The 14,713-nt window shown below is 70.7% G+C and carries 16 protein-coding genes; 8 read left to right on the top strand and 8 right to left on the bottom strand.

From position 1 onward, the window contains the following. The first annotated feature begins 109 nt into the window (after positions 1-109). The gene (locus BXA11_RS23435; RefSeq protein ID WP_076437864.1) at positions 110-808 is read left to right on the top strand and encodes a TetR/AcrR family transcriptional regulator; all 699 of its coding nucleotides are present in this window, start codon (positions 110-112) and stop codon (positions 806-808) included. Positions 809-988: 180 nt separating this feature from the next. On the opposite strand, the gene BXA11_RS23430 is transcribed toward BXA11_RS23435, so the two are convergent. The 3 genes from BXA11_RS23430 to leuA form a co-directional block, all read right to left on the bottom strand. After that, positions 989-1,399 carry a type II toxin-antitoxin system VapC family toxin gene (locus BXA11_RS23430; RefSeq protein WP_030506275.1) on the bottom strand — a complete coding sequence of 137 codons (411 nt, stop codon included), beginning with the start codon at positions 1,397-1,399 and terminating at the stop codon, positions 989-991. Further along, positions 1,396-1,689, bottom strand: a complete 294-nt coding sequence (locus BXA11_RS23425; protein WP_076437863.1) for a type II toxin-antitoxin system Phd/YefM family antitoxin — start codon at positions 1,687-1,689, stop codon at positions 1,396-1,398. Before BXA11_RS23425 ends, BXA11_RS23430 begins: the two co-directional genes overlap by 4 nt. 321 nt (positions 1,690-2,010) lie before the next feature. Beyond that, positions 2,011-3,735, bottom strand: a complete 1,725-nt coding sequence (gene leuA, locus BXA11_RS23420; RefSeq protein WP_076437861.1) for a 2-isopropylmalate synthase — start codon at positions 3,733-3,735, stop codon at positions 2,011-2,013. Positions 3,736-4,017: 282 nt separating this feature from the next. On the opposite strand from leuA, the gene BXA11_RS23415 reads away from it, so the two are divergent. From BXA11_RS23415 to BXA11_RS23405, 3 genes are all read left to right on the top strand, one after another. Next, positions 4,018-4,263 carry a DUF2630 family protein gene (locus BXA11_RS23415; RefSeq protein WP_030506278.1) on the top strand — a complete coding sequence of 82 codons (246 nt, stop codon included), beginning with the start codon at positions 4,018-4,020 and terminating at the stop codon, positions 4,261-4,263. Positions 4,264-4,336: 73 nt separating this feature from the next. After that, positions 4,337-5,419 carry a GNAT family N-acetyltransferase gene (locus tag BXA11_RS23410; protein WP_076437859.1) on the top strand — a complete coding sequence of 361 codons (1,083 nt, stop codon included), beginning with the start codon at positions 4,337-4,339 and terminating at the stop codon, positions 5,417-5,419. Positions 5,420-5,635: 216 nt separating this feature from the next. Continuing rightward, positions 5,636-6,679 (top strand): alpha/beta fold hydrolase, encoded by a 1,044-nt coding sequence (locus BXA11_RS23405; protein WP_076437856.1) that lies wholly within the window; start codon positions 5,636-5,638, stop codon positions 6,677-6,679. A gap of 168 nt (positions 6,680-6,847) precedes the next feature. Here BXA11_RS23405 and urtE read toward each other — a convergent pair whose 3' ends face one another. Genes urtE through urtA form a run of 5 tightly spaced genes read right to left on the bottom strand, consistent with a single transcriptional unit; the run spans position 6,848 to position 11,435 of the window. Further along, positions 6,848-7,540 carry an urea ABC transporter ATP-binding subunit UrtE gene (urtE, locus tag BXA11_RS23400; RefSeq protein WP_076437853.1) on the bottom strand — a complete coding sequence of 231 codons (693 nt, stop codon included), beginning with the start codon at positions 7,538-7,540 and terminating at the stop codon, positions 6,848-6,850. Further along, complete coding sequence (urtD, locus tag BXA11_RS23395) at positions 7,527-8,288, bottom strand: urea ABC transporter ATP-binding protein UrtD (protein WP_076437851.1); 762 nt, start codon at positions 8,286-8,288, stop codon at positions 7,527-7,529. Before urtD ends, urtE begins: the two co-directional genes overlap by 14 nt. Further along, on the bottom strand, positions 8,285-9,349 hold the full coding sequence (urtC, locus tag BXA11_RS23390; RefSeq protein ID WP_083744518.1) for an urea ABC transporter permease subunit UrtC: 1,065 nt from the start codon (positions 9,347-9,349) through the stop codon (positions 8,285-8,287). Before urtC ends, urtD begins: the two co-directional genes overlap by 4 nt. Beyond that, positions 9,346-10,200: an urea ABC transporter permease subunit UrtB gene (urtB, locus tag BXA11_RS23385; RefSeq protein ID WP_030506283.1), complete on the bottom strand. Its 855-nt coding sequence runs from the start codon at positions 10,198-10,200 to the stop codon at positions 9,346-9,348. The genes urtC and urtB overlap by 4 nt, the downstream gene beginning before the upstream one ends. A gap of 8 nt (positions 10,201-10,208) precedes the next feature. After that, positions 10,209-11,435, bottom strand: a complete 1,227-nt coding sequence (gene urtA, locus BXA11_RS23380; protein ID WP_030506284.1) for an urea ABC transporter substrate-binding protein — start codon at positions 11,433-11,435, stop codon at positions 10,209-10,211. Positions 11,436-11,617: 182 nt separating this feature from the next. Between urtA and BXA11_RS23375 the strand changes: the two genes are divergently transcribed. Genes BXA11_RS23375 through BXA11_RS23360 form a run of 4 tightly spaced genes read left to right on the top strand, consistent with a single transcriptional unit; the run spans position 11,618 to position 14,687 of the window. Beyond that, on the top strand, positions 11,618-11,920 hold the full coding sequence (locus BXA11_RS23375; RefSeq protein WP_030506285.1) for an urease subunit gamma: 303 nt from the start codon (positions 11,618-11,620) through the stop codon (positions 11,918-11,920). Then, entirely contained in the window at positions 11,917-12,252 is a 336-nt protein-coding gene (locus tag BXA11_RS23370) for an urease subunit beta (RefSeq protein WP_030506286.1), read from the top strand. Before BXA11_RS23375 ends, BXA11_RS23370 begins: the two co-directional genes overlap by 4 nt. Then, on the top strand, positions 12,245-13,963 hold the full coding sequence (locus BXA11_RS23365; protein WP_030506287.1) for an urease subunit alpha: 1,719 nt from the start codon (positions 12,245-12,247) through the stop codon (positions 13,961-13,963). Before BXA11_RS23370 ends, BXA11_RS23365 begins: the two co-directional genes overlap by 8 nt. Position 13,964: 1 nt before the next feature. Further along, a complete protein-coding gene (locus BXA11_RS23360; protein WP_076437848.1) occupies positions 13,965-14,687 on the top strand; it encodes an urease accessory protein UreF in 723 nt (240 codons plus the stop codon). Positions 14,688-14,713: the final 26 nt, after the last annotated feature.

Below are 14,713 nucleotides of genomic sequence, written 5' to 3'. Positions count from 1 at the left end.
CACTCCTTGTGTTTATCGCTCCGTTTCGAGAGCAATGCTCTCCTATGGGAACGCCCTTCGTCAAGAGCACCGCTCTCTATTAGCTCAGGTGCTCTGTTAACCTGGCCCCATGAATGCGAGCAGGACCGCGCGGGAGCGGGTGAGAGCGGAGCTGATCCGGGAGATCACGGACATCGCCCGGCGGCATCTGGCGACGGAGGGGGCCACGGGCCTGTCCCTGCGGGCGGTTGCCCGCGAGATGGGGATGGTCTCCTCGGCGATCTACCGCTACTTCCCCAGCCGCGACGACCTGCTGACCGCGCTGATCATCGATGGATACAACGCCCTCGGAGAGGCGGTCGAGCACGCCGACGCCGCCTGCGCGCGCGACGACTTCACCGGACGATGGCTCGCCGTCTGCCGGGCCGTACGCGCGTGGGCCCTTGCCCATCCGCACGAGTACGCCCTGCTGTACGGCTCGCCGGTGCCGGGCTACGCCGCTCCGCAGGACACCGTCGCGCCGGCGGTGCGGGACACCGCCGTGTACGGACGGATCGTCGCCGACGCCCACCACGCGGGCCGGCTCACCCCTCCCCCGATCTGCCCGTCGCCGCCCGCGATCCTGGCCCAGGACGCCGAGGTCGTGCGGTCGCTGATGCCGGACGTGCCGGACGACGTGGTCGCGCGGGCGATCGTCGCCTGGACGGGCCTGTTCGGGATGGTCAGCTTCGAGCTCTTCGGCCAGTTCAACAACACGATCACGCACCGAGCCGAGCTGTTCGAGCACAACATGGCCTGCCTCGCCCGCCTCCTCGGCCTGCCCGAGTAGGCGACCCGGCCCAGCTGTCCGCGCGGACGGCAACGCCCTGCCGTGCGCCTGCCCGGCCCCTCGGCCGCCGCGAGCAGCGCGTTCCAGGCCGCGTTCACCGCCGCGGCGTCATGCCGCGCGGGCGGCCATGGGTCGAGGGCGGCGCCGCTTCGAGGGAGGCCACGCATGGAGATCGCCGCGCTATGCGAGCCCGGCCCCGTCGAAGCCGGGTGCGGCGACGGGAAGGCCTGCCTCTTCTGCCGCCGCGAGCAGCCGCTTGTCGTAGGCCACGAACCAATCGAGAGCCCGCTCCAGCAGTTGCGCGGCGGACAGGTGAAGGGCGTCGAGAGTCCGCAGCCGGGCCGGCCCGATCTCCGCGGCCGCGTCGAGAAGCGGTGCGTCCACGGGCACCATCCTCAGCCGGGCCATCAGCGCCTTGGCCATGGAGACCGCCTGAGGTCCGGAGGCCCGCACCGCCCGGACCACCTCGGTCCGGGCCAGTTCGCAGGCGACCACCGCCCCGGTCTGTGTCGCCAGCCATTTTTCGAGCGCCGCCGTCTCCTCCTCCCGGACGACCAGCTTGACCAGCGCCGAAGAGTCGAGGTAGATCACCGTTCCTCCGCCCTCAGCTCCCCCAGCACTTCGCTGGGCAGAGGCGTTCCGGGTTGCGGGGGCAGGGCATGCCAGGCAGTCCAATCGATCTCCACCTCTGGCAGCCTCATGCGGCCCTCCGCGACGAGCCGGTCCGTGACGACACGTTCGTGCGGCAATGCGGTCAGCCGCGCCACCGGCCGCCCCCTCTCCGTGATCTCGACCGTGTTTCCCGCCTGGACCAGCTCCAGATAGTGCGCGAGCCGGTCGCGCAGTTCCCGTACTCCCACGCTGACGACCTCGTCCGACATGGCCTCAGGCTAACCGAAGTTGCCCCACCGATCGTCAACGGTACACTACTTACTGTATGCGTACCCTTCGAACGGTGAACGTACCTGACGGTGTGAACACCGACCGGAGACCATTCGCCGGCCGGGTCCGGAGGTCTGAGCCGCTGGGGCAAGAGGAACGAGACATGCGAAAGGCGGCAGTCGGGGATCTCCCGGTTGCCGCCTTTCGCGTGTTTCACGACAGCTTCGTGGGCTGTTGAGGGCAGACGCTTGCGATTTTGGGCAAGGTCAGGGGCAGTGGGACCGCAGGTCCTGCCGTATCACTGCGAGATTCGGGGCCGGTCAGGCGCGGGTGGCGCGGTTGACGGCGGAGATGATGGCCTTGAGTGAGGCGCTCGTCGTGTTCGCGTCGATGCCGACGCCCCAGAGGACCTGGGTGCCGTTCGGCCCGCCGACCTCGCACTCCACGTACGACGCGGCCTTGGCGTCGGCTCCCGCGCTCATCGCGTGCTCGGTGTAGTCGAGGACCCGCACCGGCACTCCGATGCTCTCCAGCGCGTCGCAGAAGGCCGAGATGGGGCCGTTGCCGACGCCCTCGATCTCCCGGATGTCGCCGTCGACCCGCACGTCGGCGCTGATCGCGTCCTTGTCGTCCACGGTCGAGGTGTGCCGGTGGGCCAGCAGGCCCAGGCGCCCCCAGGGGCTCGCGGGGTTCGGCAGGTACTCGTCGGCGAACCGCTCCCACATCTCCGCGGCCGTGACCTCGCCGCCCTCGGCGTCCGTACGGGCCTGGATGACGCGGGAGAACTCGATCTGCAGGCGGCGCGGCAGGTCGAGCTGGTGGTCGGCCTTCATGATGTAGGCGACGCCGCCCTTGCCCGACTGGCTGTTGACGCGGATCACGGCCTCGTACGTGCGGCCGATGTCCTTGGGGTCGATCGGCAGGTACGGCACCGCCCAGGTGAACCGGTCGACCGGCACCCCCGCGGCGGCCGCGTCGTGCTCCAGGTGCTCCAGGCCCTTCTTGATCGCGTCCTGGTGGGAGCCGGAGAAGGCCGTGTAGACCAGCTCGCCGCCCCACGGATGGCGGGGGTGCACGGGCAGCTGGTTGCAGTGCTCGACCACGCGCCGGATCTCGTCCATGTCGGAGAAGTCGATCTCCGGGTCGATGCCCTGGGAGAACAGGTTCATGCCCAGCGTGACCAGGCAGACGTTGCCGGTCCGCTCACCGTTGCCGAACAGGCAGCCCTCGATGCGGTCGGCGCCGGCCATGTAACCCAGCTCGGCGGCGGCGACGGCGGTGCCGCGGTCGTTGTGCGGGTGCAGGGACAGCACGATCGAGTCCCGGTACGCCAGGTTGCGGTGCATCCACTCGATCTGGTCGGCGTACACGTTGGGCGTGGCCATCTCGACCGTCGCCGGCAGGTTGACGATCACCTTGTGGTCGGGGGTGGGCTGCCAGACGTCGTTGACGGCGTTGCAGACCTCGACGGCGTACTCCAGCTCCGTGCCGGTGAAGGACTCGGGCGAGTACTGGAAGTAGATGTCCGTGCTCTCCATCTCGGCCGCCAGCTTCTTGCACAGCTTGGCGCCCTCGACGGCGATCGCGGTGATGCCGTCCCTATCCTGGCCGAAGACGACCCGGCGCTGGAGGGTGGAGGTGGAGTTGTACAGGTGGACGATCGCCTGGCGGGCGCCGCGCAGCGACTCGAAGGTCCGCTCGATCAGCTCGGGCCGGGCCTGCGTCAGCACCTGGATGACCACGTCGGAGGGGATGCGTTCCTCTTCGATGATCTGACGGACGAAGTCGTAGTCGGTCTGCGACGCGGCCGGGAAGCCGACCTCGATCTCCTTGTAACCCATCCGGACCAGCAGGTCGAACATCTTCAGCTTGCGGTCGGCGTCCATCGGGTCGATCAGCGCCTGGTTGCCGTCACGCAGGTCCACCGCGCACCAGCGGGGCGCCGTGGCGATGACCTTGTCGGGCCAGGTGCGGTCGGTCAGCCGTACGGGCTCGAACGGCGTATAACGCTGGAACGGCATGGGGCTGGGCTGCTGCTCATTCATGATTGCTCCTCGTCGGGCGCACGGCGAGCCCCGGGCACGATGGTGCCGTCGTCGGTTCGACAGAAAGGGGGGCGCCGTTGGATGAAACCAGGGCGGCCGACGCGCATGCCTCTCGCACCGCGGCGAGGGAGCCGGCCTCTTACAGGCCCTCGCCGCGGCGGATAAGAAGGAGTCCGCGCAGCATGCCAAGCAGACTAGCAGACCCCCTGAAGCGGATGAGACACCCGATCACATGTCGAGACGGAGCCCCAGGTTAGGGTGGCTCGTGACGAAGGAGGCCACATGAAGGACGGCGAGATCCTGCAGCGGATCAGCGAGCTGGTCGACGAGGAGCACTCCCTGCGCGAGCGCCTGGTCGCGGGCGAGCTGACCTCGGAGGAGGAGCACAACAGGATCACCTCACTGGAGGAGCAGCTCGACCGTTGCTGGGACCTGCTGCGCCAGCGCCGCGCCCGGCGCGACGTGGGCGAGGACCCCGACTTCGCCTCCCCCCGTCCGGCCGACGAGGTCGAGAACTACATGCAGTGAGCCCTCACCGCCGCCGTTCCACGATGTGAAAATCAGTCGCGCCCCTGACAAGGGGTGCGGAATTCTTGTCGGCATGCAGATGAAGCGCGTCGCCCCTATCGAGAACGACGCCGCGCAGGAGGAAGACGACCCGGACGGCCCGGCGGACCACGCCGCTCTGGCCGGTCTGTACGACATCGCGCGAGCATGCGACCAGCCGGGTCCGGCGATGTCGTGGCGGCACTTCACGGCGAGCGTCCGGAGCGGGTCCGGCGGCGAGCGGGCCGAGGCGTGGGTGGCGCACGACGACGGCCGAATCAGCCTCGGCCGAACCGACGACGGCCGAACCGACAGCGGCCAGGTCGGCCGTGACGAGGTCGCCGGCGGCTACATCCTCCACTTCCCGCAGGACGACAACACCCACCTCGCCCTGCTCCGGCTGATGACGCGTACGGGCCGCAGGCGCGAGGGCGTCGGCGGCGCGCTGCTCGACCACGCCATCGGCCGGGCGCGTGACGAGGGCAGGCGGGTCCTCATCGCCGAGGCCTCGGCCGACGGGCCGGGCGCGGCGTTCGCCAAGGTCCGCGGCTTCTCCCCGGCCGCCACCGAGACCCGGCTGGTGCTCGACCTGCGCACGGCCGACTGGTCCGGCCTCGAGCTCCTCCGGGCCCGGGCCGTACGGCACGCCACCGGCTACTCGCTCGAACGGTGGGCCGGGCCGACCCCCGACGACCTGCTCGGCGACATGGCGCGCCTCGCGGAGGGCATGAACGACGAGCCGCTGGGCGACCTCGCGATGGAGGACCAGCGGTGGACGGCCGACCGCGTGCGCGCCCGCGAGGAGATGCTCGCGCGAGCGGGCCAGCAGACCTACACGATGATCGCCCGGCATACGGCCGGCGGAGAGCCCGCGGGGTTCACCCAGCTGGTGGTGGACGCCGAGCGGCCGGAGGGATGGGGCCGCCAGTCCTCGACGACCGTCCTCGCGCCGCACCGCGGCCGGCGGCTCGGCCTCGTGCTCAAACTGGCCAACATCACCTGGTTCCGCGCCTGCGAGCCGTCGATCGAGCGCGTGATCACGTGGAACTCCGTCGCGAACCCGCACATGCTGGCGATCAACGAGGCGATGGGCTTCGAGGTCTTCGACACCTGGCACCAGTGGCAGCTCGACATCTGACCGCAGCTCGACATCTGACCACGGTGCGGTCGCCGTCCGCCTGATCCGCGGTCGGCGCCTCCGCCTGCGCCCCCACCTCATCCGCCCTTGTCGATCGTCATTGATCTGGCGGCCGAATCCGCTGTACGAATGGCGGAGTCAAAGTGATCCAGGGCCCGACCGCCGCTCTCCTCCCTCCCGCGGGAACCAACGGGGAACCGGCGCAACCGGAGTGTGATGAACCGCTCGATCCGCAGCAGGGGAATCATCGTCAGGGCGCTGGCCCGGCTCGTCTCAGGAGCGATCGCCGGAGCCGCCATGAGCGCCGTCTACCAGACCTACGGGGCCCGGGGTGATCGCCGCCGGTTCCCTCCGCCCGGCCGGATGGTCGACATCGGCGGCCGCCGGATCCACCTGTGGACCGCGGGCACCGGCTCGCCGACCGTCGTCATCGTGCCGGGACTGGGCGAGCCGGGTGTGAACTGGGCCGCCCTGTCACCCGAACTGGCGGCGGAGTCGTCGGTCGTCCTTTACGACCGTGCCGGTCTCGGGTGGAGCGACCCGTCCCCGTGGGCGGGAACGGCGCTCGGAGCCGCTCGCGACCTGCGACGCGCGCTGGACGAGGCGGGAATCGCTCCGCCGTACGTTCTGGTGGGGCATTCGGCCGGAGGGCACATCGTCCGGTTGTTCGCGGCCGAAAGGCCCGACGCCGTGGCAGCGGTCGTCCTCGTCGATTCCAGCCATCCCGAGCAGATCCGCCTGCTGCACCGGACGAGGACAGAGATCGCCCTGGAAATGCTGCGCTCGCGCCTGACCCCGCTGGGGCTTCGGCGCCTGGCCTTCGAGGCCGGATGGAGCGGCCGCGCCCGCCGCGAGGCCGCGGCCCGGCGCCTGCCGTCGGAGCTCCTCCCCACCAGGATCGCCTTCGACCTCAGCGACCGCCAACGCCGCGCGGAGCTACGCGAGGCGGCGGCCGCGATCACCGTCACCCCCGTGCAGGTCCGCCGCCGGGCGCCACACCTGGGCGCGATTCCGCTCACGGTCATCTCCGCCAGTCCCGACGAACCACCGGAAACCGATACGAAGGCGGCCGCCGCACAGCGCCGCTTCTACTCCGTCTGGGTTCCGCTCCAGGCCGACCTGGTGCGGCTGTCCTCGAACGCCGAACACGTCGTCGCGGAGCACGCGGGGCACCACATCCATCGGGACCGCCCGGAACTCGTCGTCAAGGCGATACTCGGCCACGTCCGTCGAGCCCGGATCGAGACCCGGGCGCGCTGATCGACCGGCCGCCGGGCGCACCGGCCGCAGACAGTGGAGGAAGCGGTCGTGCCGTGCGCAATGCCGGGTCCGGACGGCCCCCGCCGCTCCGGCGGCGCGGAGCCTCCGGCACGGCCGAAGGCGTTCACACGTGCGATCGCTTCCTCCCCTCCAGGGTAAGCGCCCGACTCAGACGGACAACAGCCGGTGGACCTCCTCGTCCTGGAGCTCCCGTGCGGGGCCGGACCTGACCACCCGTCCGGCGTCGAGGATCACGAACCCGTCGGCCAGCCGCAGCGCGAGGTCCAGGTACTGCTCCACCAGCAGGATCGCGAGACCGCTCGCGTGCAGGCGTTCGACGGCCTCCTCGATCTCCAGGATGATCGACGGCTGGATGCCCTCGGTCGGCTCGTCCAGGATCAGCAGTTTCGGCCGGGTGACCAGGGCCCGGGCCATCGCGAGCTGCTGCTGCTGACCGCCCGACAGGAAGCCCGCCGGCCGTTTGAGCAGCGGTTTGAGCCGGGGGAAGACCTCCAGGGCCTCGTCCAGCGCCGCCCGGTCCCGGTGCGCGGACGCCTCCAGCGTGACCAGGAGGTTGTCCATCACGCTGAGCTGGGGAAACGTGTCGTGCCCCTGCGGCACGTAGCCCATGCCGAGCCGTACGCGCTGGTCCGGGCGCAGCCGGGTGACGTCCCTGCCCTCGAACGTCACCCTCCCGCCGGTCGCCGGCAGCGCGCCCATGACGGTGTCGAGCAGGGTCGTCTTGCCGACCCCGTTGCGGCCCATCACGCACACGAGGCGGCCGGCGGGCACCTCAAGCGAGACGCCGAAGAGCACCCGGGCCCGGCCGTATCCCGACTCCAGTCCCTCAACGGACAGCATCCTCGGCACCCTCCCGCGCCCGTCCCAGATAGATCTCCTGCACGCGCGGGTCGGCGCGCACCTGCTCGACCGAGCCCTCCGTCAGCACCTTGCCCTCGTGCAGCACGGTGACCTGCGAGGCGTAGCGGCGCAGGAAGTCCATGTCGTGCTCGACCACGATCACGGTGTGGTCGCGGGCGACCTCGGTGAGCAGCTCGCCGGTCCGCTCGCGCTCGCCGGAGGACATGCCGGCGACCGGCTCGTCGAGCAGCAGCAACCGGGGCCGCTGGACGATCAGCATGCCGATCTCCAGCCACTGCCGCTGCCCGTGCGACAGCACCCCGGCCCTGCTGCCGGCCAGCGCGGTCAGGCCGGTAGTCTCCAGCGCCGCGGTGACCTCCTCCGACACCCCGCGCCTGCGGCGCAGCAGCGACCACAGGGGGCGCCGGAACGACGCCGCCAGGTCGAGGTTCTCCAGCACGGTGAGCTCCTCGAAGACCACGGAGGTCTGGAAGGTGCGGCCCACGCCGAGCCGGACGATCTCGTGCTCCCTGCGGCCCACGAGGTCGTGCCCCTCGAACCGCACCGAGCCCCCGGTGGGCCTGGTCAGGCCCGTGATCACGTCGATGAGGGTGGTCTTCCCCGCGCCGTTCGGCCCGATCAGGAACCGCAGCTCGCCCCGTCCGACGGTCAGGTCCACGCCGTCGAGCGCCCGGAAGCCGCCGAAGGCGACCTCCAGACCCCGGATCTCCAGCAGCGTGTCGGTCACGCCCGTGCCTCCCTTCTCCGTACGACGTTGGCGGCCAGGCCCGCGATGCCCTTCGGCGCCAGCGTCATGACGAGCACGAACAGGGCGCCCTGCAGGTAGAGCCAGGCGTCCGGCAGTTCCTCGCTGAAGTACGTCCGCGCGTATCCCATGACGACCGCGCCCAGCACCGCGCCGGCCAGCGCGAACCGGCCGCCGACGGCCACCGCGACGACGAGTTCGAGCGAGGGCACGACCCCGAGCAGGGCCGGCGAGATGATGCCGACGACGGGCACGAACAGCGCCCCCGCGATGCCGGCCATGCCCGCCGAGACGGCGAAGGTCAGCGTCTTGACGGTGGCGGGGTCGTACCCGAGGAAGCGCACCCGGTCCTCGCCGTCCCTGACCGCGAGCAGCAGCCGCCCGAACCGGCTGCGGACGAGTTGCCTGGCGCCCAGGTAGAGCGCCCCGAGCACGACCGCCACCAGCAGGTAGAGGCCCCGCTGGGTCTCGTCGGCCGCCACATCGCGGCCGAAGAAGTCGAAGAAGTTGGTCAGGCCGTTCGTGCCGCCGGTCAGCCCCTGCTGCCCGACCAGCAGGATCACCAGCGCCGCCGCCAGCGCCTGGGTGAGGATCGCGAAGTACGCCCCCCGTACGCGCTGGCGGAACACCAGCGTGCCGAGCAGCAGCGCGACCGCGACCGGCAGCACGACGACCATGGCCAGCGCGAAGACCGGGTTACCGAACGGCTTCCACAGCGCCGGCAGCTTCTCCACCCCGCTCCAGACCATGAAGTCGGGCAGGTCTCCCCCGGCGTCGTTGAGCTTGAGATACATGCCCATCGCGTAGCCGCCGAGGCCGAAGAACACCCCCTGACCGAGCGTGAGCATGCCGCCCTGCCCCCATGCGAGGCCGATGCCCAGCGCCACGATCGCGTAGCACAGATACTTGGCCAGCAGCCCGAGGCGGAACGGCTCCAGCAGCAGCGGCGCCACCACCAGGGCGAGCACCGCCACCGCCGTGAAGGCCGCCGGGCCCTGCCACCGGCCGCTCAGCACCCGGCGCGAGACCGTGAGGGCGGTCATGAGAGCGCCCGCGATCGGACGAAGAACAGCCCCTGCGGCCGGATCTGCAGGAAGCCGATGATCGCCACGAAGACCACCACCTTGGCGAGGCTGGCGTCGCTCCAGAACTCGGCATAGGAGTTCAGCAGGCCGAGGCCGGCCGCGGCCAGCACCGCGCCGCGAAGCTGTCCCAGCCCGCCCGCGACGACCACGAGGAACGCGTCGACGATGTAGTAGGTCCCGAGCGCCGGGCCGACCGGCCCGATGAGCGTGAGGGCGACCCCCGCGACCCCGGCGAGGCCGGAGCCGATGAAAAACGTCCGCTGGTCGACCCGCCCGGTGTCGATGCCGCTCGTGGCCGCGAGCCTCCTGTTCTGCATCACCGCCCGCATGCGCCGGCCCTGTCCGGTCCTGTTCATGTACGCCCAGATCGCGAGCACCGACGCCGCGGCGAGCGCCATGATGAACAGCCGGTTGTACGGCAGGATCCCGATGCCGCCGCGCAGCCAGGCGGGCGAGGCGACCTGCACGTTGGGCGCCCCGAACAGGTCCCGGGCCAGTTGCTGGAGCATGAGGCTGACGCCCCAGGTGAGCAGCAGCGTGTCCAGCGGACGGCCGTAGAAGCGCCGGATCAGCGTGCGCTCCAGGATCAGGCCCATGACCCCGGCCACCACGAAGGCGGCCGGGAGGGCGATCAGGAAGCCCACACCCTGGAGCAGGTAGGCCGTGTAGGCCCCCGCCATGATGAACTCGCCGTGGGCCATGTTGATCACGCCCATCTGCCCGAACGTGAAGGTCAGCCCGAGGGCGATGAGCAGCAGGACCGCGCCGATCGACAGCCCGATCGGCAGCTGGTTGAGCACTCCCTCCATCGTGGCCGTCAGACCAGGCCGCCGGCCCAGGGGTACGTCCTGAGGTAGGGATCCGGCTTGATCGGCTCGCCGGAGTTCCACACCTCCTTGATCTGGCCGTCCTGCTGGACGACTCCGATGCGCGCGGTCTTGTAGACGTGCTGGTTGTCGCCGTCGATGGTGACCTTGCCCTCGGGGCGGTCGAGGGACACGCCGCCGGCGGCCTTCTTGACGGCCTCCACCTCGGTGGTGCCGGCCTTCTTCGCGGCCTCGGCCCACAGGTAGACGGCGTTGTATCCGGCCTCCATCGGGTCGGAGGTCACCTTGTCCGCGCCGTACTTCGCCTTGAACGCGGCGACGAACTTCTCGTTCGCCGGGGTGTCGGTCGTCTGGTAGTAGTTCCAGGCCACGAGGTGCCCGGCGACGTTGTCGACGCCGATGCCCTTGACCTCCTCCTCGGCCACGGACACCGACATGACCGGCATCTGGTCGGCGCTGATCCCGGTGCTCTTGAGCTGCTTGAAGAACGCGACGTTGCTGTCGCCGTTCAGGGTGTTGAAGACCGCGTCCGGCTTCGCCTCGACGATCTTGTTGACGAGCGTGCTGTACTCGGTGTGCCCGAGCGGGGTGTACTCCTCACCGAGAACCTCCATCCCGTTCGCCGCGGCGTACGCCTTGATGATTTTGTTCGCGGTTCTCGGGAAGACGTAGTCGCTGCCCACGAGGAAGAGCTTCTTCTTGCCCTTCTCCTTCAGGTAGTCGAGCCCGGGGACGATCTGCTGGTTGGTCGTCGCGCCCGTGTAGAAGATGTACGGCGAGCTTTCCAGTCCCTCGTACTGGACCGGATACCACAGCAGCGCCTTTCGTTTCTCGAAGACCGGGAGCATCGCCTTGCGGCTCGCCGACGTCCAGCCGCCGAAGACGGTCGCGACCTTGTCCTGCGCGATGAGCTTGGTGGCCTTTTCCGCGAAGGTCGGCCAGTCGGACGCGCCGTCCTCGACGACGGGCTCCAGTTTCTTGCCGAGCACGCCGCCGGCCGCGTTGATCTCGTCGATCGCGAGCAGTTCCGCGTCCCTGACCGTGACCTCGCTGATGGCCATCGTGCCGCTGAGGGAGTGCAGGATGCCGACTTTGATGGTGTCAGAACCCCCAGATGAGGCAGATGTACTATTTGTTGAGGATTGTCCGCCACATGCCGCAAGCGTCGTGGTCGCGAGAGCGAGAACCGCTCCGGCACGCCATAATGAGTTCCGCAATTGCCTCTCCCTTGCCGCTACGGCCCCCGCACCGATCCGTCTGCCGTCAAGGTGGGCGCGCGGTATTTCCCGCCGAAATCCCGATGGTTAACAAGTCATTAGCGAAGGCTCACCGCCGTCCGGATACGCGTACGAAATAAGCGGGTAACGCAGGGGAAATGGCGGGTATCTATCGTCCCGCCATGCGGCTAACTCCACACGAACAGGAACGGCTCCTCATCCACGTCGCCGCGGGCGTGGCCCGCGAGCGGAAGGAGCGCGGCCTTCGCCTCAACCATCCGGAGGCGACGGCCCTCATCGCGTCCTTCCTCCTGGAAGGCGCCCGCGACGGCCGCAGCGTCGCCGACCTGATGGACGCCGGCCGCAAGGTCCTGCGGCGCGAGGACGTCATGGAGGGCGTGCCCGAGATGCTGGAGTCCGTCCAGATCGAGGCGACCTTCCCCGACGGCACCAAGCTCGTCACCGTCCACAACCCGATCGCATGACCGGCACGGGCGTGCCGGGCGAGATCGTGTGCGGCGACGGCGACGTGCCGCTGAACCCCGGCAGGGAGCGGATCACCCTGAGAGTCGTCAACACCGCCGACCGGCCGGTGCAGGTCGGGTCGCACTACCACTTCGCCGCCGCCAACCCGGGTCTGGAGTTCGACCGGGAGGCGGCCTGGGGCACCCGCCTCGACATCCCGGCGGGCACCGCGATCAGGTTCGAGCCCGGGGTGGAGCGCGACGTCACGCTGGTCCCGCTCGCGGGCGACCGCGTCGTACCCGGACTGCGCCCCGAATGGGCGGGCCCCCTCGACGGGAGGACCGATGACTAGCGTCGAACGCGCCCGCTACGCCGCGCTGTACGGCCCCACCACAGGCGACCGGGTGCGCCTGGCCGACACCGACCTGTACGTCGAGGTGACCGACGACCTGTCGATGGGGCCCGCCGGAGCGGGCGACGAGGCCGTGTTCGGCGGCGGCAAGGTCATCCGCGAGTCGATGGGGCAGGCGCGCACCACGAGGGCCGAGGGCGCGGCCGACCTGGTCGTCACCGGCGCGGTGATAATCGACCACTGGGGCGTGGTCAAGGCCGACATCGGCGTGCGGGACGGCCGGATCGCCGCCATCGGCAAGGCCGGCAACCCCGACACCATGGACGGCGTCCACCCGGACCTGGTGATCGGCCCGTCCACCGAGATCCTCGCCGCCAACGGCAAGATCGTCACGGCGGGCGCCGTCGACTCCCACGTCCACCTGATCTGCCCGCAGATCCTCGACGAGGCGCTCGCCTCCGGCGTCACCACGGTCGTCGGCGGCGGCACCGGCCCCGCCGAGGGTACGAAGGCCACGACCGTGACCGGGACCTGGTATCTCGGCCGGATGCTGGAGTCGCTGGACTCCTACCCGGTGAACGTGGCCCTGCTCGGCAAGGGCAACACGGTCAGCGAGGAGGGTCTGCTCGAACAGCTGAGGGCCGGGGCGTCGGGCTTCAAGCTGCACGAGGACTGGGGCACCACCCCCGCCGCCATCGACGCCTGCCTGCGGGTATGCGACGCCACCGGGGTGCAGGTCGCCATCCACACCGACACGCTGAACGAGGCCGGCTTCGTGGAGTCGACCCTGCGGGCCATCGGCGGGCGGGCCATCCACGCCTACCACACCGAGGGCGCCGGAGGCGGCCACGCCCCGGACATCATCACGGTCGCCTCCCACGCCAACGTGCTGCCCTCGTCCACGAATCCGACCAGGCCGCACACGGTCAACACCCACCACGAGCACCTGGACATGCTCATGGTGTGCCACCATCTCAACCCCGCCATCCCGGAGGACCTGGCGTTCGCCGAGTCGCGGATCCGGCCGGCGACGATGGCGGCCGAGGACGTGCTGCACGACATGGGCGCGATCTCGATGATCGGCTCGGACTCCCAGGCCATGGGCCGGGTCGGCGAGACGATCATCCGTACGTGGCAGACGGCGCATGTGATGAAGCGGCGCCGCGGCGCGCTGCCGGGCGACGGCCCGGCCGACAATCTCCGCGCCCGCCGCTACGTCGCCAAGTACACGATCAACCCGGCGATCGCTCACGGCCTGGACGCGGAGATCGGCTCGGTGGAGCCCGGCAAGCTCGCCGACCTGGTGCTGTGGAGCCCGGCCTTCTTCGGGGTCAAGCCGGACCTCGTCGTCAAGGGCGGCGTCATCGCCTACGCGCAGATGGGCGACGCGAACGCGTCGATCCCGACACCGCAGCCCGTGCTCCCCCGGCCGATGTTCGGCGCGGCCCCGGCCACCGCCGCCGCGACCTCGCTGCACTTCGTGGCGCCGCTCGCGCTGGACGACGGCCTGGCCGACCGCCTCGCCGTCCGCAGGCGTCTGGTCCCGGTGGCCGACGTACGCGCCCGGCGCAAGGACGCGATGCCCCTCAACGACGCCCTGCCGGACATCCGGGTGGACCCCGACACCTTCGCCGTACGCGTGGACGGCGAGCTGATCGAGCCCGCCCCGGCCGAGTCGCTGCCGATGGCGCAGCGCTACTTCCTCTTCTGACATGGGAGCGGACGCGGCGCTGCTGCTGCTGGCCGACTCCCGGCTGCCGGCGGGCGGGCACGCCCACTCGGGCGGCGTGGAGGAGGCCGTACGGCTGGGCGCGGTCACCGGCACCGGCGATCTGGCGCGGTTCCTGCGTGGCAGGCTCGCCACCGCCGGTCTGGTCACCGCCGCCCTCGCCGCCGCCGCGTGCGAACTGGCCGCCGCGGACGACCCCGCTGACGACCCGGCTGACGGCGTCGAGCTGTGGCGGCGGCTGGACGCCGAGGCCGACGCCAGGACCGCCTCGCCCGCCCAGCGGGAGGCCGCCCGCACCCAGGGACGGCTCCTGCTGCGCACGTCCCGCCGGATGTGGCCCTCGGCCGCCCTGGACACGCTCGCTCGGGCCGTGCCGGAGGGGCCGCACCACCCCGTCGCGCTCGGCGCGGCGGGGGCCTCGGCGGGCTGCACGCCCCGCCAGGCAGCGCTGGCCGCCGCCTACACCTCGGTCACCGGCCCGGCCACGGCGGCCGTGCGGCTCCTCGGCCTCGACCCGGTCACCGTCCACCGCCTGCTCGCCGATCTCGCCCCCGCGCTCGACGACGCGGCCCACGCCGCCTGCGCGTCGCTCGGCGACGCGGCCCGGCAGGGGCGGTGGCACGCGCTGCCGGGGCACAGCGCGCCCGCGCTCGACCTCCTTGCGGAGGGACACCTGACCAACCCGATGAAGCTTTTCGTCTCCTGACGTCTCCCCACCGGTCACCGCACGAG

The sequence above is a fragment of the Microbispora rosea genome (genome assembly GCF_900156315.1).
Taxonomy (GTDB): Bacteria; Actinomycetota; Actinomycetes; order Streptosporangiales; family Streptosporangiaceae; genus Microbispora; species Microbispora rosea.
This window is presented reverse-complemented; position numbering and strand designations above follow the sequence as displayed.